18 protein-coding genes are annotated in these 21,638 nt (G+C 53.2%); 5 read left to right on the top strand and 13 right to left on the bottom strand.

What is annotated here, in order from left to right; all coding sequences use genetic code 11:
- The first annotated feature begins 120 nt into the window (after nt 1–120).
- Complete coding sequence (locus tag UNDKW_RS29120; protein ID WP_162061635.1) at nt 121–1,137, top strand: LLM class flavin-dependent oxidoreductase; 1,017 nt, start codon at nt 121–123, stop codon at nt 1,135–1,137.
- Nucleotides 1,138–1,354: 217 nt separating this feature from the next.
- Here the strand turns inward: UNDKW_RS29120 and UNDKW_RS29115 are convergent, their stop codons facing one another.
- The 7 genes from UNDKW_RS29115 to UNDKW_RS29085 all read right to left on the bottom strand — a co-directional run bounded on the left by UNDKW_RS29115 (nt 1,355) and on the right by UNDKW_RS29085 (nt 9,757).
- The gene (locus UNDKW_RS29115) at nt 1,355–4,594 is read right to left on the bottom strand and encodes an efflux RND transporter permease subunit (RefSeq protein ID WP_162061634.1); all 3,240 of its coding nucleotides are present in this window, start codon (nt 4,592–4,594) and stop codon (nt 1,355–1,357) included.
- A 2-nt stretch (nt 4,595–4,596) separates the two neighbouring features.
- Entirely contained in the window at nt 4,597–5,799 is a 1,203-nt protein-coding gene (locus UNDKW_RS29110) for an efflux RND transporter periplasmic adaptor subunit (RefSeq protein WP_162061633.1), read from the bottom strand.
- 185 nt (nt 5,800–5,984) lie between these two features.
- The gene (locus UNDKW_RS29105; protein ID WP_232063164.1) at nt 5,985–6,818 is read right to left on the bottom strand and encodes a LytTR family DNA-binding domain-containing protein; all 834 of its coding nucleotides are present in this window, start codon (nt 6,816–6,818) and stop codon (nt 5,985–5,987) included.
- Nucleotides 6,815–7,981, bottom strand: a complete 1,167-nt coding sequence (locus tag UNDKW_RS29100) for a sensor histidine kinase (RefSeq protein WP_162061632.1) — start codon at nt 7,979–7,981, stop codon at nt 6,815–6,817. The genes UNDKW_RS29105 and UNDKW_RS29100 overlap by 4 nt, the downstream gene beginning before the upstream one ends.
- Before the next feature lie 89 nt (nt 7,982–8,070).
- Nucleotides 8,071–9,024 carry a M23 family metallopeptidase gene (locus UNDKW_RS29095; protein WP_162061631.1) on the bottom strand — a complete coding sequence of 318 codons (954 nt, stop codon included), beginning with the start codon at nt 9,022–9,024 and terminating at the stop codon, nt 8,071–8,073.
- A gap of 11 nt (nt 9,025–9,035) precedes the next feature.
- On the bottom strand, nt 9,036–9,266 hold the full coding sequence (locus tag UNDKW_RS29090) for a hypothetical protein (RefSeq protein WP_162061630.1): 231 nt from the start codon (nt 9,264–9,266) through the stop codon (nt 9,036–9,038).
- Nucleotides 9,263–9,757 (bottom strand): low molecular weight protein-tyrosine-phosphatase, encoded by a 495-nt coding sequence (locus UNDKW_RS29085; RefSeq protein WP_162061629.1) that lies wholly within the window; start codon nt 9,755–9,757, stop codon nt 9,263–9,265. Before UNDKW_RS29085 ends, UNDKW_RS29090 begins: the two co-directional genes overlap by 4 nt.
- Nucleotides 9,758–9,925: 168 nt before the next feature.
- Between UNDKW_RS29085 and UNDKW_RS29080 the strand changes: the two genes are divergently transcribed.
- On the top strand, nt 9,926–10,474 hold the full coding sequence (locus tag UNDKW_RS29080; protein WP_162061628.1) for a GNAT family N-acetyltransferase: 549 nt from the start codon (nt 9,926–9,928) through the stop codon (nt 10,472–10,474).
- Here the strand turns inward: UNDKW_RS29080 and UNDKW_RS29075 are convergent.
- Nucleotides 10,471–10,740, bottom strand: coding sequence for a hypothetical protein (locus UNDKW_RS29075; RefSeq protein ID WP_162061627.1), 270 nt, complete (start codon nt 10,738–10,740; stop codon nt 10,471–10,473). The two genes, UNDKW_RS29080 and UNDKW_RS29075, sit on opposite strands and share 4 nt — an antisense overlap.
- 53 nt (nt 10,741–10,793) lie before the next feature.
- Here UNDKW_RS29075 and UNDKW_RS29070 point away from each other — a divergent pair, with 53 nt between their 5' ends.
- Nucleotides 10,794–12,311 (top strand): tetratricopeptide repeat protein, encoded by a 1,518-nt coding sequence (locus UNDKW_RS29070; RefSeq protein WP_162061626.1) that lies wholly within the window; start codon nt 10,794–10,796, stop codon nt 12,309–12,311.
- Here UNDKW_RS29070 and UNDKW_RS29065 read toward each other — a convergent pair.
- The 3 genes from UNDKW_RS29065 to UNDKW_RS29055 form a co-directional block, all read right to left on the bottom strand.
- A complete protein-coding gene (locus tag UNDKW_RS29065) occupies nt 12,308–12,706 on the bottom strand; it encodes an MAPEG family protein (RefSeq protein WP_162061625.1) in 399 nt (132 codons plus the stop codon). The genes UNDKW_RS29070 and UNDKW_RS29065 overlap by 4 nt on opposite strands.
- An 80-nt stretch (nt 12,707–12,786) precedes the next feature.
- Entirely contained in the window at nt 12,787–14,979 is a 2,193-nt protein-coding gene (locus tag UNDKW_RS29060) for a molybdopterin cofactor-binding domain-containing protein (protein ID WP_162061624.1), read from the bottom strand.
- On the bottom strand, nt 14,976–15,455 hold the full coding sequence (locus UNDKW_RS29055) for a (2Fe-2S)-binding protein (RefSeq protein ID WP_370529153.1): 480 nt from the start codon (nt 15,453–15,455) through the stop codon (nt 14,976–14,978). Before UNDKW_RS29055 ends, UNDKW_RS29060 begins: the two co-directional genes overlap by 4 nt.
- A 160-nt stretch (nt 15,456–15,615) precedes the next feature.
- Between UNDKW_RS29055 and UNDKW_RS29050 the strand changes: the two genes are divergently transcribed.
- The gene (locus UNDKW_RS29050) at nt 15,616–16,794 is read left to right on the top strand and encodes a sensor histidine kinase (RefSeq protein ID WP_162061622.1); all 1,179 of its coding nucleotides are present in this window, start codon (nt 15,616–15,618) and stop codon (nt 16,792–16,794) included.
- Nucleotides 16,791–17,585 (top strand): LytTR family DNA-binding domain-containing protein, encoded by a 795-nt coding sequence (locus UNDKW_RS29045; protein ID WP_162061621.1) that lies wholly within the window; start codon nt 16,791–16,793, stop codon nt 17,583–17,585. The genes UNDKW_RS29050 and UNDKW_RS29045 overlap by 4 nt, the downstream gene beginning before the upstream one ends.
- 156 nt (nt 17,586–17,741) lie before the next feature.
- Here the strand turns inward: UNDKW_RS29045 and UNDKW_RS29040 are convergent, their stop codons facing one another.
- Together UNDKW_RS29040 and UNDKW_RS29035 are read right to left on the bottom strand one after the other, a co-directional pair.
- Nucleotides 17,742–19,820, bottom strand: a complete 2,079-nt coding sequence (locus tag UNDKW_RS29040) for a M13 family metallopeptidase (RefSeq protein ID WP_162061620.1) — start codon at nt 19,818–19,820, stop codon at nt 17,742–17,744.
- Nucleotides 19,821–19,921: 101 nt separating this feature from the next.
- Nucleotides 19,922–21,541, bottom strand: coding sequence for a M28 family peptidase (locus tag UNDKW_RS29035; protein ID WP_162061619.1), 1,620 nt, complete (start codon nt 21,539–21,541; stop codon nt 19,922–19,924).
- Between the last annotated feature and the right edge of the window lie 97 nt (nt 21,542–21,638).

The raw sequence follows: 21,638 nt of genomic DNA, 5'->3' as shown, positions 1-21,638 counted from the left end.
TAAAATAACTGGCACAAGCAGCTCAATTAATTTTGCAACAATCGTAAGAAAATTGAGCCTGCCAACAGAGAATCGCGATTTCACCCATAATGGTTTTCTCTCCATTTGAAATTGCAGGCTATGTCTTCTCCATATCCCTTATCCATACTTGATCTGTCACCAATTGCCGAAGGCAGTGATGCTGCGCAATCTTTCCGCAATTCCCTCAGCCTGGCGCAACATGGCGAGAGCTGGGGCTATCAGCGTTACTGGCTGGCAGAACACCACGGCATGCCTGGCATTGCCAGTGCAGCCACCTCTGTACTGATAGGTCATATTGCTGGCGGTACCAAAAGCATACGCGTGGGGGCTGGCGGTATCATGTTGCCAAATCATTCGCCACTCGTTATCGCGGAGCAATTTGGCACATTGGAATCGCTCTACCCTGGCCGCATAGACCTGGGTCTGGGGCGTGCACCAGGCTCAGACCAGCGCACTGCCCGCGCCTTGCGCCGCAACCTATCCAGCGATGCAGATGAGTTCCCGCAGGATGTGGCTGAACTCATGGATTATCTCAGTGAAGAATCACAGCAGGCAGTACGCGCCGTACCCGGGCATGGTCTGAAAGTGCCTATCTGGATTTTGGGTTCCAGCCTGTTTGGTGCACAACTTGCGGCAGCCATGGGCTTGCCGTATGCGTTTGCTTCGCACTTCGCGCCTCAGCAAATGATGCAGGCGATAGAAATTTACCGCGCCACCTTCCGCCCCTCAGCCCAACTGGACAAACCCTACGTCATGCTGGGCTTTAATGTGTTTGCGGCTGATACGGATGATGAAGCCTATTACCTGGCCAGCTCTGCCCAGCAGGCATTTATCAATTTGCGTAGTGGCCGCCCGGCAAAGCTGCCTTTGCCTGTGCATGGTTTTCTGCAAAAAATCGGCCCGCAAGAGCATGCCTTGCTGGAGCAGGTTTTGTCCTGCTCCGCACTCGGCGCGCCGGATACCATTGCTGAAAAAATGCAGGCCTTCATCAACTACACCGGCGCAGACGAATTGATGATCACAGCGCAAATCCACAATCACACTGCGCGTTTGCGTTCTTATGAGATTGCGGCGCAAGTCAGTAAAAATCTGCGCCCCAAAACAGCCGCAATATAAATTGGAATAAAAAAAAGCCTGCGCACACCTCGTTGCGCAGGCTACTAAATTGCTGACCAGAGAACAATGATCTATCAGCAAGAGGGAAGCGTTACTACTTCAATTTTTTACTACTTCAATTTTTTACTACTTCAAAATTTTACTACTGCAAATTTTCACTACTACAATCCTTTACTGCTGCAATGCTTCACACTTTCAAGCTTCCCTGAGTTGTGCCTCAGGCATTTTCTGCCTTGATATCCATACCTGCATTTGCTTTACGGTTTCGACCAGTGACGAGACCAAAAAGTTTCATCAACATGCGATATATAAAGCGTATGAACAGCAAAGTGAACAATGCTTCCAGCATGGTCATGCAAAATCCCAACAATGGGTTGCGTTCTTCCATGCGCCTGTGCATTTTTGCCATCATGCGGTCACGTGAAATTTCTATGCTGTCATAGAAAGTTGGCACGACCAGCAAGGTCAAAATCGTCGAAGTGATGGTGCCACCGATAATCGCAATCGCCAGCGGGCGGTAGAACTCACCACCTTCACCCAGGCCCAAGGCCACTGGCAACATCCCTGCAATCAGCGCAAAGGTTGTCATCAGGATAGGGCGCAGACGCACACGGCCTGCATGCATCAATGCCTCTTCACGGTCATAGCCTTCGGCCTCTTGTTTGCGGGCAGCATCAAGCAAGAGAATCGCATTCTTTGCGACAAGACCCATGAGCATGATGATGCCGATAAAGCTCATCAGGTTCAGGGTACTGCCTGTGACCAGCAAGGACAGAACCACACCTATCAGTGACAGCGGCAAGGACAACATGACGCCCAGCGGTGCCGTGAAGGAGCCGAACTGTATCACAAGTATCAGATACATCAAACCTATGCCAGACAACAATGCGATCAGCATGGCACCAAATACTTCTTGCTGATCCTGGCCAGAACCACCGAGTGAAAGACCATAGCCAGGTGGATAATCGAAAGACTTGGCCAGCTTCATGGCGTCATCAATCACTTCGCCGTTGGAGCGGCCCTGCGCATTGGCAGACACGGTAATCGTGCGTTTGCCATTCGCATGCTCGATACCTGATGGTCCTTTGCCCATGGTGATGGTGGCGATCTGGTCAAGCGGAACCATCTGGCTTGTGCCGGATACAGCGATAGGCAGGCGTTCTATGTTTTCCTTGCTGACGCGGTCGTCAGGATGCAGGCGTACTGCCACGTCGCGGGTCTCACCAGTAGGATCTACCCAGTCACCGACCTCGATACCGGCAAAGGCAACCCGCAAGGCCTGTGCTGCATCATTGGAAGAAATACCCATGGAATTTGCAAGGCCACGGTTCAGTTCTATCTTCAGTTCTTTCTTCGGGTCTTGCTCAGACAAGCCGACATCGACGGCACCTGGCACCTGGCGCAATTTATCCATGTAGGCACTGGTAATTTCCAGCAGCTTGCGTGAATCGGGGCCGGTGAATTCTATCTGCACCGGCTTTTGTGCGCCATTGTTGAGATCATCCAGCACCACATATTCTGCGCCAACCAAGACACGTACTTTCTCGCGCAGTTCAGCCGCGATTTCTTTGGCACCGCGTTTGCGTTCTGTACGTTTGCCGATATCGACATAGATGCGGCCACCGGCAGGCGTGATATTGCTATTGGTTTCTTTAGTCTCTGGCAAGGTACGTGCTATTTCGGCGGCCCTTTCCATTTTCAGGCGTGCATACTCCAGTGAAGATGAAGCAGGAGTGCGCACGGTGATCATCAGGTTGCCGGAGTCAGAGGCTGGCAGAAAACTGGTGCCACCCCATTTGACTTGCACAGCCAGCGCAGCTACCAGCGTCAACAGGGCAATCGCACCCATGGAACGACGGTGATGCAGGGCCCAGGCAATCACATTACCGTAACGGTCAGACTGATGATCAAACCAGTCATTGAAGCGTGCCAGTACCTTGCTGATGCCTTTTTTCGGCGCAGTATGATGATCCGGTGGATCACCCCAGTATGCCGACAGCATAGGATCAAGCGTGAACGAGATACCCAGGCTGACCAGCACAGAACAGGCCACGGTCAAGGCAAACGGACGGAACCATTCACCCGGCATGCCAGGCATGAAAGCGACAGGAATAAATACCGCGATGATGGAGAAAGTCGTTGCAGCAACGGCCAGGCCTATCTCTGCCGTGCCTTCAAGTGCGGCAGTGCGGCGGTCTGAACCATTTTGCATGTGACGCACGATATTTTCCCGCACCACAATCGCATCATCAATCAGCACACCAATCGCCAGCGACAGGCCGAGCAAAGTCATGAAGTTCAGTGTAAAGCCACACAGCCAGACGGCGATGAAAGCAGCGATGACGGAAGTTGGCAAACTCAGTGCCGTGATCAGGGTAGAACGCCAGGAATTCAAAAATGCATACACCACGAAGATGGTCAGGCCAGCACCGAGTACCAGGGATTCGATAACGTTGTTCAGACTGCGTTGTGCATCCTTGCCACCATCACGGGTGATTTCCAGCTTGGTACCCGGTTGTGTTTTCTCAAGTTCCTTGTTGATCTCTTCAACTTTATCATTGACAGCTTTTGCGACGCTGACGGTACTCGCATCACGTGCACGGGTCACAAAGATACCGACATTCGGTTTGCCACTGCGTATGCTAAGGCCATCCTTGTCAGCAAAACTGTCTTCTATGGTCGCTACCTGTGACAGGCGCACGACCTGATCGCCAGTACGTTTGATGACGATGCCCTGGAATTCTTCCGGTGTTTCTATACGGCCCACCAGACGTATGCTTTCTTCATCCAGCGTGCCGCGTATCTTGCCTACCGGGGCATTGGTATTCTGGTTGCGCAGCGCATTGACGACTTCGCCAACGGATACATTGAATTCACGCAGTTTTTCTGCACGTAAGAGCACAGATAATTCACGTTTCAGCGAGCCACTGACTTCGACAGTTGCCACACCATTGATACTGCGCAGTTTGTCGGCCAGCGTATCTTCAGCCAGACGGGAAATCTCTGCATGGGTCTGCTTGTTCGACGACAGAGCCATATTGACGATAGGCTGTGATCCCGGGTCCCAGCGGCGTATCATGGGTTCGCGCATTTCTGTCGGCATTTTATAGCGCAAGCCAGAAATGACATTGCGGACTTCATCCGAAGCCTCGATCATGTTTTTCTTGAAGCTGAAACGCATGTCGAAGCGGCCATTGTTTTCTGACGCCGTGGCCCAGACTTCTTCGACACCGGCTACTGCTTGCAGGGATTTCTCGAGGCGGTTGATGACTTCGCGCTCTACCGTATCCGGTGATGCACCAGGATAGGCAATCACGACTGACAAGCCCGGTACTTCGACGTCAGGGTTCTGGTTCACCCTGAGCTTGCTGAGAGCCAGCAAACCCAAAGCCATGAGGGCGACGATCAGGACGATGGTCGCCGTCGGCTTTTTGATACTGAAGTCAGATAAGAACATGATTATTTCCCTTGTGCTGGGGTCGCGTCAGCCACTGCCACTTTGGCAGCAGCCAGCTCTATGTTCTGGCCATCCTTGAAACTGGAGCTTGGGCTGCGCATGACGACATCGCCTGCGGCAAGGCCACTGCGGACTTCATAATTGCCGGTGCGCTGGTCGCGCTTGCCAATTTGCAGATCAACCTTGCTGAGGGTCTTGCCTGCCACTTTCCAGGCGTAGGCCTTGTCGCCAGATTTGACGACGGCAGCTTCAGGCAACATCAGGGCGCTGACGGTTGCTGCTTCTATATTGCCTTCGGCATACAGGCCAGACACACTGGGTTGCTTGCTGTCCGCAAAGGCCACCAACACTTCAACCTGACGGGTAACATCGTTCGCTGCCGGATCAACCCGGGTGACCTTGCCACGGAACTCTTGCCCGGCATAGCCATTGATACGGAAACCTACCGGCTGGCCGACCTTGACCATGGCGATCTTGTCGGTCGATACGCGTCCGGCAAAGCGCATGCTGGTCGGGTCGATGACTTTGACCAGTTCCTTGCCTATGGCGGCAGTATCGCCAGCCGATACCTTGCGTTCGCTGACAACGCCATCAAATGGTGCCCGCACGACAGTGCGCTGCAATTGCTGGCGTGCCGTCACGGCGCGGGCTTTGGCTGCCGATAGCTCACTCTGGGCGCTGTTACGGCGTACTTCTGCATCATCCAGTGCCTGCAGGGATGTCATGCCGGATGCACGCAGGGTTTTCAGCCTTTGCAGGGCACGGTCTGACTGGTCCAGTGCCAAGGCCGCATTACGGGCTGCATCTTCTGCTGAATTGAGGTTGTCGCGGATAGAGGTTTCATCAAGCTTGACGAGGATATCGCCGCGCTTGACGACATCACCGTTTTCTTTTAATACCTGCAAGACTACTGCGCTCACCTCTGCACGCAGGTCAGCCTTGCGCTCTGGCTGTATTGAGCCTGTCACTACCGGGCCAGATGCCATCGCATTGCTCTGCACTGTCATTACGTCTTCCGGCGCAATGACGAGCTTGACGGGGGCTTTGTCTTTTTTGTCATTTGCACCACCTTTGCCGGCCACTGCACTGGCGCTGGCACTTGAGCTGGCACTGGAGCTCGCGTCTGCTTTTTCTGCAGCTTTGTCTTTGCTGCAAGCTGCCAGCGCTGAGGCTATGGCAAGAACAAGTAGAGTTTTACGTAACATGATGGTCCCTGTCGCTATTAGTGTGGGGAAATTGGATGAGAGAGTATTCCCTGTAGTCTTGTCCAGTTCAATCGCCTTGGTTTTGAAGTGCGCTTTTTTATGGATGAAATGCTGATTTGGCGTACTGAAATGCAAACAGACTTGCTTGAATTACCGGGAATCAGACCCAATAAGCGGGGATAAGTTCAGGAGCGTGCTGAAATTCGGGGCAGGGCCGGCTCCAGCATGAGCTGGCGCAGGGCATCGATATAATTCTTGCTGACGGCGACTTCGCTACCGTTACGCAAGCTGAGTTGATAGCCGCCGTTCCCCATTACCTGCAAATGGACGGGCTGGTCAGTCCTGACGATGGCACCGCGGTGTACCCGGATGAACTGGCGGGGGTCGAGATATTCTTCCAGCTTGCTTAGCGCCACTCTGTGCAAGACTACGCGCTGGCCCAGGTGCAGCTCTACATAATTACCTGCCGCCCCTATCCAGTGCACGTCAGCGAGCCGTATGCACTCCATCTCGCCCACAGACCTGACCGTGACTTGCTGCAGATAAACGGGCTGCAACTCACCTGATTTACCTGACTCAGCAGGCTTATGCTGGCTGGCAACCAGGCAGGCTGCCACAGCCTGGGCATACGCGGGCTGCTGGGTCAGGCTCAGCATTTCCCGGGCACGCTGCAGGGTTTTGGCAAATCTGTCCTGGCTGAAAGGCTTGAGCAGGTAATCCAGTGCATGTAGCTCAAAGGCATCTATCGCATGTACATTGTAAGCAGTCACAAAGATGATCAGCGGCGGTCTTGACTGCGCTGCCAGACTGCGGGCCAATTCCAGCCCTGATTCCCTGGGCATTTGTATATCAAGGAACACCACATCGACCGTATTTTGCGCGAGAAACTCACGCGCTGCTGCCGCATTTTTAAGCACGGCCAACACCTGCCATTCAGCATATTTACCCAGGGCATAACCCAGGGTGATGCGGGCATGCTCTTCATCATCGACAATGATGCTGCGGATAGCCATATTCATACCAGGCTGCCAGCAGTGTTAACAGGCAGCCTGATCGTGACCTGGAAACGGCCTGCGTCTATCCCTGTCTGCAAGGAAGCGGCATCACCATAGGCCAGCTGCAGGCGTGCCATGGTATTGCGCAAACCCAGGCCAACGCCGGGGTTGGCAGCAGCTTCGGCATAGACGGGGTTGCTGATGCGTATCAGCAGATTACCCTCCCGGCATTCAAAACTGCACAGGATGTCACTGGCTTCTTCATGACAATCGAGGTCATGCCTGAGTGCATTTTCTATCAACGGCTGCAATAACAAGGGTGGACAATCACAGGCCAGTACCTGTTCATCTACCCCGACGATGGCGACATGCAGGCGTTCACCATAGCGCAGGGCCTGCAGGGCCAGGTAATCCTGCACAAAAGCCAGTTCTTCTGCAAACCTGACCCAGTTTTTATCGCCCGCCGCCAGTGCGTAGCGCAACAGTTCACTGAGGCCCTGTATGCCACGCAGGGCAACATCCTTGTTGTCAGAAATTACCAGGGCACTGATGGCATTCAAGGCATTGAACATGAAATGCGGTTCCAACTGCGCCCGCAGGGCCAGGGATTTTTGCTGTTCCAGCTCCAGCCGCAGGGCCAGGGTATCTTCCCTCTCTTGCGCCCAGGCACGGTTTCTTTGCTGGCTTTGCTGCCAGATTTTGATGGCCACCACGGCAAAATACACCGCACTGATGGATGACAGCCGTAACAGCGCTGCCAGCTTGTCAAACACCTGTAACTCTGCCTGTATCTGCCCCCAGTTCACATCATGCGGACCATCCAGGGTAAACAGCTTGCCTACATACAGTAATTGCCCCGGCAACACCAGCAGCAGTAACAATCCATAGCCGACAGCAATATTTCGGGCGCGGGCATAAAGCCACGGCCAGCGCCGGAAGCAATACATGAGGAGATAACCGAGAACGGCCAATGCGATGGCGCTCCTGCCCCAGCTTTGAAAGATCAGCCAGAAATCGCCCTGATTGCCCTCGCGCAAATCATCATTAAGAGAAGTCAGCGCACCGATCAGGCTCAGCGTGCTCCACAGGACTATATTCAGCAGCAATACCTTACCTGCCGCCTGCCAGGTCTGTGGCGCAGGTGGCGGCAATGCATTTGTAGATGTATGAAGGCTGCTGGTATTCATGTCTTGCAGTATAGCAGCGTGATCAGATGGAAATTTCCTGCCAGAGGTGTTCTGTCACTACAGACATTATTTTCGTCACACTGCCCCGTTCAGGAACTCGATAAACAGCGTATTGTCAGTTCATTCAGCGCTTTACCGGCAGGCAAACATTCACGTGTCGCTTTCTTGGCTTTAGGCTTGCCGGCATTCAGGGATGGGGCATCTGGTATCAACCAGCTTTGATAACGTGGTGTGAAGATGCCGTCGTGAGAATTAATGAAGTGAAAGGGCAGCGATATGACGGTGCCATTCTGGTTTACCTGCACATGAAAATGCAAATGCGGCGTGGAAGAATAGCCGCTATTCCCAGACAACCCCACTACCTGTCCGGCTGCGACACGCATGCCGGGTTGTACCTGGGCAGAGTTTTGCATGAGATGGAAATAGTCTGCCCAACTGCCATCGTCATGCAGGATGCGCACATAATTGGCCCTGTCGATATAAGCTGGCTCTACCCTGCCATCATCGGCGAACTGGCTGACCACTTCCACCACTTGCCCGGCACGCGCTGCCACGACTGTCGTACCCATGGGCATATCGATATCAACCGCATAGCGGGTAGCAACCGTATGATGGGTAAACTGCGGGCCGTCTGCAGCCTGCAAAACCTGAAAACCTTGAGGAGCAACAAAAGGAATCTGATAACTGATGCTGGCATCGTGCCTGGCCCTGGGGTCACCCTGCACTATATGGCTACTGTAATCCATGGTGTAGCCAAATTGCCTGTTGGCGGCGGCGATCTCTACCAGTTCCATGGTTTGGCCGCCCGCCATTTGCGCCTGTATCGGCCAGGGTTTACTCGACGTCAGGTTGCTGAAATTGCTGAGTTGCAGCGTCACCGTCACCGGCATGCGGCTGGTATTGGTCGCCAGCAAGGTGTTCGATGAGACACCTTTGACAGTTTCGATTTTTACGGGATCATTGCGTGCCTGTATTGGCTCAGCCAGGCAGAGGGGAGTGACCAGGAAAACTGGCAGAAGAAAGAGTAGTTTGTGCGCTGACATCAACATTTGCCTCAGCGCGCAGCACGCCAGATGGTACAGCCACCGACATTGACACTCTCAACTTCACCGGCATCGCGCATGCCTTCCAGTACTTTCAATACCAGGGACAAAGGCGGGGTCGCATCTGGCCACCGTATCCAGAACTGATGTATGCCTTCGGCGGTATCGGCGCTGGCTGGCCGTGTCTGCAGGTAACTGCGTATCGCACTCCTGGCAAATTCCAGTTCCTGGTCCTGCATCATGCGTCCCTCCGGTCAGCTTCCTGTTGTATGGTGCGTATGAGGCCAGCGCTGGCATCCTCGATATAATCCAGCACCAGGTCAAAGCCATCCGGCCCGCCATAGTAGGGGTCAGGCACGATCTCGCTGTTACTCTGGCTCGCATAATCCATCATGAGTTTGAGCTTGTGCAGATGTTGAGGTGGGCAGGCAGCTTTCATGCGTGCCAGATTGTCTTTATCCATGGCCAGCAACAGGTCGAAACTTTCAAAATCATCTACAGTGAGTTTGCGCGCCCTTTGCTGCGACAAGTCTATGCCACGGCGCGCCGCAAATTGTTGAGAGCGCGGATCAGGTGCCTCGCCTATGTGATAGGCATGAGTACCGGCAGAATCTATATGCAAATCCAGCCCTGCTGCCCCGGCGTGGGCGCGGAATACACCCTCGGCACTGGGTGAACGGCAAATATTGCCCATGCAGACAAACAGGACAGCCTTGGTAGCAGAAGTTTTCATTGCCAGATCAGGGATTTAATGCAGGAATTTAACAAAACGATAAATTTTTCTATTGCTATTGACATGTTAACACGCTGTCTGGCGTACGCAAAGCCAGATTCTGGAGCAAGAAACACATGTTATTATTTCAGCCCATTGCTAGCCAGAATTCATCTTACATAAACAGTCATGACAGCAAACACCAGCAGCAATACCTCAGACATCCATTTCCGCCCCGCCATTGATGCCGACGCCGACACTATCGCGGCACTGGTGAACAGTGCCTACCGTGGCGACAGCAGCCGCGCGGGATGGACTACGGAAGCCGATTTGTTACAGGGCTCACGCATATTCCCGCCCGAAGTGCGCGACCTCATCGCCAATCCCGATTCCGTGATCCTGTTGTGTCTGCAGGGCGAAGACATCATCGGTTGCGTGAATCTGGAAAAAACCGAAGGTGCCGCCTACCTGGGCATGTTTGTCGTACGTCCTGTGCTACAGGGAAATGGTATAGGCAAACACTTCATGCAGACTGCTGAAAAGCATGCGCAGGAATTATGGGGCATCAACAAGATATGGATGACCGTCATCAGTGTCAGGAAAGAACTGATTGCTTACTATGAACGCCGTGGCTATATACGTACAGGTCGCTTCAAACCCTTCCCATCTGATAATGGCAAGGAACAGATGCTGGTAGAAAACCTGCAGTTTGAAGAGATGGAAAAAAACCTGGACTAGGTTTTAGGCTCCTGAGGATAATAAATACTGACGGCGATGGCGATGCAAAAAGCGATGCCTACGCCGTATAGCAAACGTATATCGCTGCCTATGACGTAGGGATAAAACATCAGTCCCACGGCCAACCATGTGACACGCTTGTTGGTTCTTTTCCTGCCATAGTAAAACGCGGCCATACCGAGCAAGCCAAAAACGAAGGCGGCAATCAGGTAGGCGCGGGAAGGCAACAGGCTCCATAACAGGGCCAACAATTCCTGTTCATCCATAGCATTAATCCTTGATAAGATAGTCCAGATAGTACAGGAAATTGAACAGTAGAATGAGCAAACAGATCAGCGCAATATTGCAACAGGCAGTCGCACTGCACCAGCAAGGCAAGCTGGGTGCAGCAGAAGCACTCTACCTGCAGGTTTTACAAAACCAGCCTGAGTATTTTGATGCCTTGCAACTGCTGGGCGTCATAGCAAAACAACGTGGCGATGCCGGGCTGGCAGTAACACGCCTGCGCGAAGCGATTGCTATCGATGCACAGCAGGCGATTGCGCATGGCAACCTGGGGGCTGCCTTGCAAGACCTGGGTTTGCCAGAAGAGGCTTTGCTCAGTTATGACCGGGCGCTGCAATTGAAGCCCGACTATGCCATGGCCTGGAATAACCGTGGCAATACGCTGCGCAGCATGGGCAAGCTGGTAGCAGCCCTGCATAATTATGACAAGGCCCTGCGCCTGAATCCCCGCTATACAGAAGCGTTATTAAACCGCGGTATCGCCCTGCAGGAAATGGAAGAGCACCAGCAAGCCTTGCAGGACTTTGATGAAGCCCTGACATTAAAACCGCAAGATGCCGCCATCCATTTTGCCCGCGCCTTCAGCCTGCAATGTTTGCGGCTGGAAGAAGATGCGATTGCCGGTTATGAAGATGTCCTGCACTTGCAGCCTGAGCACATACAAGCACTGTGCAACCGGGGTATCTGTCTGCAAAAAATACAGCAGCTAGCAGCCGCTGCAGACAGTTTTGAACAGGCAATAAAACTCAAACCGAATTACGTCAAGGCGCATCTGCAATACGGCAATACTTTACGCCAGATGGGGCAAGACGCTGCTGCCATTGCGGCCTACCAGACGGCAGCAAAGTACTGCGAAGATGACACAGAGCTGGCACACATCAATTATGCGCTGGCAGCATTGGGAGTGATGGATGCACCCGCAATTTCACCACCCACCTACATCGCAGATTTGTTTGATCAGTACGCGATGCATTTTGATGAGCATTTGCTGAAAGTCTTGCGTTATCAAATTCCCGCTTTGCTCAGTAAGGCAGTCAGCAAACATGTCAAAGCCGGGCCCGGCAATTACCTGGACCTCGGTTGCGGCACAGGCTTGTGCGCCACTTATCTGCGGCCAAATGCCAGCAAACTGACAGGCATAGACTTGTCAGAAAAAATGCTGGGTCAGGCCAGAAAGACAGGTTTTTATGATGAACTGCATTGTGCAGAAATCAGCGACTGGCTGCAAGTACAAGACCAGGATTTTGACCTCATCATGGCAGCCGATGTGTTTGTCTATATTGGCGCATTAGATACCGTATTTGCTGCGGCCAGCCGTGTCATGCGGGCTGGTGCAGTGCTGGGATTTTCAGTCGAAGCCTCAGTTGAAAAAACAGACGAAAACACAGACTACATTTTGCGCTCATCCCAGCGCTACGCCCATAGCTATGCCTACCTGCAGAGGCTGGCGCATACACATGGCTTCAAGATAGTCGAATCCAGCCAGGAAATTGCACGTCAGGACAAGGGCGAAGATGTACCCGCCCATATCCTGGTCATGATCAAAACCTAAGCCTGAGCCATCAACAAGATGGCGATGCTGGTTGCCACGCCACCTGCCCAGACCAGGGTACGCAAAGTCCCCTGGTTCATCAGATAGACGATGATATAAACAATACGGATGGCAATGAACAACACTGCCAGCTGATCTATACGTGTCTGGTCAGCATGGGCTTGCTGTGCAAGAACAACCGCAGCAATAAACAGCGGCAGGGCTTCAAAGCCGTTTTGCTGCGCCGCATTGGCACGCTGCCGCCAGCCACTCAGGTTTTTGGCCCACTCTCTGGGATTATCATTGTCATACCTGCCTGCTTCACGCGGGACTTTGGCTGAGCCGCCCTTGGCCAGGCCAACTGTCACTACCGGTAACAGGCAGGCTGCCAATACGCACCAGTTTGCTATCGTCATTTTTATCTCCTGGAATAGTGTAAATTCAGATTTGAGAATTGCACGATACCAGCAGTCACAGCAAGCTGCAGTAAATATTTTTACGCCACCAGCGTCCATCCAGCCTGCGTCACAGGCAGGCGTGTGATTGGTTTGCCACTGGCTGCCAGCAAGGCATTGGCAATGGCCGGGCCTATCGATGGCGGGCCTTCTTCGCCCACGCCTTCCGGCTTGTCACCCGTACTCATGACCATGACGTCCAGTACTGGTGTCTGCGCCAGCGTGACCAGGCGATAGCTATCAAAATTGCCCTGCTCTACCTGGCCATCCTTGAAACTGATTTCGCCAAACAACGCAGCAGACAAACCAAACAAGGTACCACCCATCATCTGCGCCTCAACTGCTTTGGGATTGGCAACGATTCCCGGATTGATGCCAGCGGTAATTTTTACCAGACGGAATTGCCCCGGTTTGCTGACCGCAATTTCAACAATATGCGCACTGAACAGGGCGCTATTGCCGTTCATGGCAAAACCACGATAATGGCCCTTGGGCAAGGGCTTGCTCCAGCCTGCGTGTTCTGCCAGCGCATTCACAAAGGCAAGGGCTTTGGGATTATGTTGTAACAGACGACGACGGTATTCCAGACTATCCATGCCCGCCTTGCGGGCGGCCTGTTCCAGTGTATGTTCAAGAAAAAAACAATTTTGCGAATTGCCTACCGAGCGCCAGTAAGAACAGGGAACGCCAAAATCTACGCGTGTCCAGCGCGTATCGAATAATGGAAATTTATAACTGCTGCCGAACCAGCCCATGATATAGGTCCAGTCCAGACCATCCCTGGCCGGGCTATTCGTGACCTGCGTATATTCGAGTAGTGAGGGCCCCGCAGTATCGAGCCGTAAAACCATGGGCAGATAATCTTTATCCAGTGCCAGTTGCACGCGGGCAGCGGTGATGGGGCGGTAATAGCCAGAGCGCATATCGTTCTCACGCGACCAGATGGTTTTTACGATGGCACCGGCAGCTTTGGCGATCAAGGCGGCCTCGATAGCAAAATCATGTTCCAGCCTGCGGCCAAAACCGCCACCTACGTGCTGGGTATATATCTGTACCTGCTCAGGCTGAAAACCCAGTGCCTTGGCGACGCCATTTTGTGTGTCCGTCTGGCTTTGGGTGGAGAGCCAGACTTGTGCGCCTGTAGCAGTCACTTCAACGGTAGCATTCAGGGGTTCCATCGTTGCATGGGCCAGGAAGGGTACATCAAAGCTGGTGTCGATAATGCTGCTTGCTTCGCTCATTGCGGTCTCTGCAGCACCTTCTTTTTGTTTTTTTGGACGAGGGGAGAGCTTGCCATCGCCAGCAGCAACTGCCCTCAGCAGGCTGGTGCGCATCTCTGCGGTGTTGATGCTGGCATGCGCGCCATCCTGCCATACAGGCTTCAACAATTGCACTGCCTTGTGAGCTATCCAGTAACGCTCCGCTACTACCGCTACGGCATTCGGCAGATGCACGACCTTGCGTACTCCTTTCACAGCCAGTGCAGGGTTATCATCGACGCTTTGCAAGCTGCTGCCAAAGCGCGGCGCATGCAGGACAGCTGCCATCAGCATGCCCGGTCTTTGCACATCAATGCCAAACACGGCACTGCCATCTACCCGCGCCGGGATGTCGGGGCGTGGTGCGGACTGCCCCAGCACCTTCCAGTCCTTGGGTGGCTTGATTATCGGTTTTTCTGGCGGTGTCAGCATTGCTGCCGCCTTGATCAAGGCGGTATAGGGCAAGCTGCGGCCTGTGGCAGCATGGTTCACTTGCGCTTGAATCGCCATGCAGTCTTTGACATCGACTTGCCATTGCAAGGCTGCCGCCTGCAACAACATTTGCCTTGCCGCTGCGCAGGCTGGTGCTATCGTTACCATTGCAGTATTAAAACCAGCGCTGCCAAAAGTCGTGATGCCGGGTGGCCATTCCCGGTGGAATTGCTTGACGACGGGTGCATGTTCTATGCGTACATTTGCGATGGACATTTCCAGTTCTTCTGCGACGATCTGGGCAATCGCCGCATGTGTGCCCTGCCCCAGATTGGTGACGGTAGTGTAAGCAGTCACCACACCTGTGCCGTCCATGCTGAGCCAGAAATCAAAGGGCGAATTCAAGGGCGACCCTGCCTTGCTTGTTTCATCCGCTGCCAGGCTATCAAGCATGGGTATGGTGCTGCTGCCCAATACCCATGCACCGGCCACCAGAGAAGATTTAAGGAAATTCCTGCGCGCAGGCGAAGCCAGGGTAGTCATGCTTTTATCCCTTTCTTGCCTGCCAATGGTTTGAGCTTCGCAGCAGCAGTATGTATGGCGGCCCTGACACGCGGATAAGTACCGCAACGGCACAAATTGGTCATGACAGCATCGATTTGCTTGTCACTCGGACGTGGTGTGGTTTTCAACAAGGCGGCCGCCGCCATCAGCATGCCTGACTGGCAATACCCGCATTGCGGCACTTGATGCTCTATCCAGGCTTGTTGCAGGACATGGCTGCGGTCGGGCGACAGGCCTTCTATCGTGGTGATGTTGCGCCCATTCAGGCCCTCCACCGGCACGAGGCAACTGCGTAGAGCCTGACCATCCAGATGCACGGTACAGGCACCGCACAGGCCGGCACCGCAGCCAAACTTGGTGCCTGTCAGGCCCAGGTCTTCACGCAGTATCCAGAGCAGGGGAGTATCGCCATCTGCCTGGCATGTGCGTACCTGTCCATTCACTTTGAGTTTCACATCCATGTGCTTCCCTTTGCCTTGGCAATTTAATTTCAGAAATTGATTATCTGGCAGCGATAAACTGTCATGGCAAAGCTTGTGACGAAACCCCGAAACCCTGTCTCTGCTACCTCCCTGCGCAAGCAAATATGGTCATGCAGACTGCTATACTGCTGCTATGGAAAATGCCCGCCCAGATACTCCCGTCCTGAACCAGGTTCCACCCCTCACGGCGATCAGCTTGCTCAAGCTCTTGCTGAGCAATATTGTGGTATGGACCAGCCTGTGCGCCATTGGTGCGCTTGGCAATTATGGTGACCTGGTCAAGTACGGGACCACCCAGCGCAGCTTTAGCGAGATACTTTGGTTCTGGGTCAGCAGCCATCTGCTGATGATGGTTTTCAGTACCTGTCTCTACCTGATTTTCATGCGGTACGAACGATTTCTCAGCAAGGCGAAGGGCATAGCGCTGGCCTATGCAATCATGTTGCTGGGCTTTCTGCCGCTGGAAGTGATGTATATCGCCATTCTTGATCTGCTCAAGGACAAACCCGGTTTTGGTTTGCAAGACATCGTCAGTACGGCTTTCAATATGCGTAACTTTACGATTTTCCTCGAATTTGCCTGGTCCACAGGTACTTTCATTGCGGTACTGGCAATCTGTACCTGGCGGCAGGCGCGTGTGCGTGAACGCGCCCTGCAGCAATCCATGAACGATGTACTACATCTGCGGCTGGACCTCGAACAGCAAAGGCTGGATGCCTTGCGCGGGCAACTGGAGCCGCATTTCATCTTCAATTGCCTCAATGCCATCAGCGCCCTCGTCAGGAGTGATGACAAGCGCATCGCCCTTACCGGCTTGAACCGCCTCAGTGATTTGCTGCGTTATGCTTTGACGGCCAGCAGCAGGGACTGGGTAAGCCTTGAAGCTGAAATGACCTTCATACGCGATTACCTGGAATTGCAAAGACTGCGCTACGGAGCACGCCTGCAAATCAGCATCACCGGTGATACAGCAGATGTGCTGACAGTTGACTGCCCACCCTTGCTGCTGCAACCCCTGCTGGAAAACGCCTTGCGCCATGATCTCGATTGCCACGAAGGCAGCAGCGATATCCGCATGCAATTCAAGCTGGATGGTAAAGAACTCAGCATCAAAGTCAGTAATTCCGTTACCGATGGCACTGCTGCCAACCCCGGCCTGGGGCTGGGCTTGCCACAAACCCGTGCAAGGCTGGAACTGATGTATGCCGGACGCGCCAGCATGCATAGTGGCCGCATACAAGATGAGGGTCAACAGCGCTATGAAGTGGAAATCCGCATGCCTTTACTGATGCCTGAGAGCGCCACAACATGAATACCATACGTGCACTGATTGTCGATGACGAAGAACCCGGTCGGACCAACTTGCGTTATGCCTTGCAGGATCACCCGGCCTGGAGCATCGTCGCTGAATGCGCAAATGTCGCTACGGCGCGTGAAGCACTGGATGCCTGTGCTGTCGATGTCATTTTTCTCGACATACAAATGCCACGCGAAACCGGCCTGATACTGGCACGTGAACTGAGTACTAAGACAACACCACCGCTGGTGATTTTTGTCACCGCCTTCAACGCCCATGCGATAGAAGCCTTTGACCTGCACGCACTCGATTACCTGCTGAAACCTTTTGACGATGAGCGTCTGGCACTATCGCTGGAACGTGCTGCGGCCATGCTCACGCAGCGCCAGCAAGCCAGTTATGCGCAAGCCATGAGCCAGTATGTCAAAGCTGAGGATGAGTCAAAAAAAGAACAGCCAGCTTACTGGCAACAAGTCAGTGTGCGCTCAGTAGGGCGTATAGAGTGCATACAGCTGGCAGATGTCTTATGGATAGAAGCGGCAGGAAACTACATGCAGTTGCATATGGTGCAGAGACAGGTATTGCACAGGGTGGCACTGAGTCAGCTCGAAAAACATCTGGACCCGGCGCAGTTCATGCGCGTACACCGCAGTGCCATCGTGCGTTGTGACCAGCTCAGTCAGCTTGAGGTATTGGGTGACGGCGTCTATCAACTGATACTCGCCAACCGGGATAAAGTCCCGGTCAGCGAGCGCTATGTTGCCGAGGTCAGGCGACGCATGCATGATGGCTTGCGACCGGCCTGACATCTTTTTTCTTAAAACCTGTTTACGATCTGTAGCGAGCGTGCGTCAGCGGGGTGAAGAGCAGCGCAAAAAGCGGAATGTACTCTAGTACATGAGCATTTTGAGCAGCACATGAGTCCCGATCACGCTCGCGCAGTAAGATCGTAAGCAGGTTTTTTACCAGACCTTGACCCTGTCCTTGGGTGCCAGATAAAGTTTCTGGCCGGGCTGCACGGCAAAGGCATCGTACCAGGCATCCAGGTTACGCACGGTCAGGACGCGGTATTGTCCTGGTGCGTGTTCATTGGTAATGATGGCAGTGCGCAAGGTTTCATCACGCATCTTGCCGCGCCAACTGCGGGCATAGGCGAGGAAAAATTCCTGTTCATCATCCTTGGTAATGGCCTGGCCTTTTTGTTTCATCGACGCACGATAGGCGTCATAAGCGGCCATCAAACCGGCCAGATCGGCAATGTTTTCACCGAGAGTCTGCGCACCATTCACGGACAGGTCGGGGAAGGCTTTGTATTGATTAAACTGGGCGATCAGGGCTTTGGACGAAGTCTTGAAATGCGCCAGATCGGCCTTGCTCCACCAGTTGCGCAATTCGCCTTTTGCATCAAACATGGCGCCGGAATTATCAAAGCTGTGACTGATTTCATGGCCTATGGTGGCACCCAGAGCGCCGTAATTGGTGGCGTCGCTGGCAGCCAGGTCAAAGTTCGGGGATTGCAAATACGCCGCCGGGAAATTGATGGCATTTTGTAGCGGCATGTTGACGGCATTCACCAGTTGCGCATTCATGCACCATTCAGTGACATCGACAGGCTGGCCAAATTTTGCCAAGGCGCGCTTGTATTCAAATTCCTGCGAACGCTCGCGGTTACCATAGGCATCATTTGCATCGACCACCAGGCCAGAATAGTCGCGCCACTTATCCGGGTAACCAACACCAACATAGGTCGATTTGATTTTTGCCAATGCCTCTTGTTTGGTGGCTGGCGTCATCCATTTCAAGGCCTGTACGCGTTCGCCAAAGGCAGCAAGAATATTGCTGACCATGCCATTGATGCGGGTTTTGGATTCAGGTGAGAAATTCTCGGCCACATACAATTTACCGACTTCTTCACCGACCGCATTATTGGTTGCTGCCACTGCATATTTCCAGCGTGGTTGCGGTGCTTTGGCACCGCTGAGTGCGCTGTAAAACTTGAAACGCTGGTCAAAGAAAGCCTGCGGTAATACCGTAGAACGCGTATTGATGGCATGGAAGCGCAAATAATCCTGCCAGCTTGCCAGCGGCGTTTTTGCTACCAGTGCTGACGATGCTTTCAACGCAGTGGGATGCCAGATGATGAATTTGCTTTGTCCATCCAGACCTGCCGCTTTGAAATAGGCTGCCCAATCGAGACCGGCAGCTTTTTTGTTGAAATCAGCCAGGGTCCAGGTATTGTCCGCCTTCAAGACATCAGAGGTGTCTTCACGATTCGCATGGCCTTTGGCGATCAGCATTTCCAGATCAAAGACACGCTTGGCGGCTTGCTCGGCATCCGGCACATTCGCCAGCTTGAATGTCGCGGCGATGTGGGCCAGATAGTTTTTCCTGATCTCTGCCATCCTCGGGCTGGCCGACAGATAGTATTCACGGTCAGGCAAGCCCAGGCCACCTTGCAGCAGGTAAGGCATGTACTTCGTATGGTCATGGAAACCTTGCGACACCCACAGGCCAAACAGGTTTTCAGTAAACACATTAGTGGCGTTGATAGGATCAACGTCGGCACGCAAATGCTTGCCCAGGTAAGTCGCCAGGGCGGCCTTGTCCTTCAGGTCAGCGATGCTTTGCATCTCGCCTTGCAGCGGTGCCAGGCCACGTTTGTTGATGACATCGGTATTGAGGTAAGAAGTGTAGAAGTCACCGATCTTGCGCACGGCACTGCCCGCTTCTGCCTTGGTCGATTGCTCTATGATTTTCAAGACCTTGGCATCAGACTCTTCTTTCAGGACATCAAAAATGCCAACTGCGACTTTGTCGTCAGGGATGACGGCAGTTTTTTCCCAGCCGCCGTTGGCATAGCGGTTAAAGTCGTCACCGGGGGCAACTGCGGTATCCATGCCACTATCTTTTTTTGCCGGTGCAACGTTTTTTGAGACAGGAGCGTCGGCAGCATGTGCCATGCTGTGCAACAAAGGCATGCTCAGCATGACTTGCAGGCAGACGCTGGCGATGGGCTTTAATTTAAATATTGTCTGGTTCATTATTTTCTTTCTTATAAATTCTTGTAGAGATTTGTCTAAGGACAGACAGCACAGGCTTGGAAATCATTTTTCAGGACAAGTTCAAGCATCTTTTTATTATTTCACTTCCTTACTTTCGCAAACGCATCATTTTCCTTCCAGACCGGCATTTTTGCGGCATCAGCAATTTCGCGCCCCAGGTTCAGGGTGAACTGCGCCTGCTCGGTCATGCCGGACAGATCCCAGCTCGGGTCATACTCGTCTGTGACCTGATGATAACGCTTGCCATAGCCACGCGCCTTTTCCTGCGAGGCTTGCGGATCATTGATATAGTCACGGCCACTGCCTATGGAAAATGCCGGTACACCGGCCTTGGCAAAGCTGAAATGGTCGCTGCGGAAATAACCACCGGCCACATCCACACGCGGCGGCGCAACTGCCATGTTCATTCCTTGCGCGACCTTGTTGGCAGCAACGATGAGATCACTGCGGTCAGCACCAAAGGCGCTGATATCCCTGGTTCGGCCTACAAAATTCAGGGTATCAAGATTCAGGGCTGCCGCCGTCTTGTTCAGGGCCCAGAGCGGGTGCGCCGCATACCAGGCGCTGCCCAGCAGGCCCTGTTCTTCTGCCGCCACCCACAAGAACATCTGGCTGCGTTTGGCTGGTTGTGCAACGGCTGCTTTTGCCATCGCCAGCAAGGCTGCCGTGCCTGAACCATTATCGACGGCACCGTTATAAATGACGTCGCCACTACCTTCCTGCTTGCCCAAATGATCCCAATGGGCGCTGTAGATCACCAGTTCGTTTTTCAATTGCGGATCAGTGCCAGGTACGATTCCTGCGATATTGAATTGTTCCAACTGGCGTATTTGCGATTTTGCCTCACCCTTGAGCCTGGCCTTGATGGCGACTGGTTTGAAATCCTTGCCTTCGGCAGCCTGACGCAGAGCTTGCAAATCCAGCCCTGATGCACTGAACAATGTCTTTGCCGCAGCATCGGTGATCCAGCCTTGTATCGCCAGGCCTTTGGCATCTTTATTGGCCAGCTGGAATTGCTCGCCCATGCCGCCATTTTTCAAGACATCCCAGCCTATATTTGCTGACGCATCGGTATGTATCAGCAAAACCCCGGCAGCACCACGGCGCAGGGCTTCTTCAGTCTTGTAAGTACGGCGGCCATAATAAGTCAAAGCCTTGCCGCCAAAGCGGTCTGGCTGCTCTGCGGTAGGCTGCGGATCATTGACCATGACGACCAGTATCTTGCCTTTGCAATCGACACCCTTGAAATCATCCCATTGCTCTTCTGGCGCGTTGATGCCGTAACCGACGAACAGCAATTCATGATCAAACTGGTGCGAACTCACGGCATCACCCGCACTCCAGATCCAGTCTTCACCAAAAGTCAGGTTGAGTGACCTGGCAAGACGTATATTGACAGAGCTTTCCAATGGTAAAGACTTGATGCCATTGATGCTGACTGCCTGCCTGTAGCTTTTGCCATTGGCGGGCAACAGACCCGCTACTGCGGCCTGAGTTTCCAGATAGCCTACCGTCAGGTCACCGCCGCGCTGGCCTGTGCCACGGCCTTCAAACAGGTCAGAAGACAAGAAGGCCAGATGGGCGCGCAAGGTGGTTTCATTTACCTTGCCTGGCTGCGTTTGTGCAAAGCCATATGCCGGCAATCCCAGCGCCAAGGCCAGTAAAGCAGAAGATAAATAGTATGTGGAATGTTTTTTCATTATTATTCGAAACCAGATGAAAGAATAAAACAGTCTGTTTAGAGCAAGAAAATCAGAATACGTTCAACATCTGCGCATAAAATTCCCTATAAATTAT

Source organism: Undibacterium sp. KW1 (genome assembly GCF_009937955.1).
Classification (GTDB): Bacteria; Pseudomonadota; Gammaproteobacteria; order Burkholderiales; family Burkholderiaceae_D; genus Undibacterium.
This window is presented reverse-complemented; position numbering and strand designations above follow the sequence as displayed.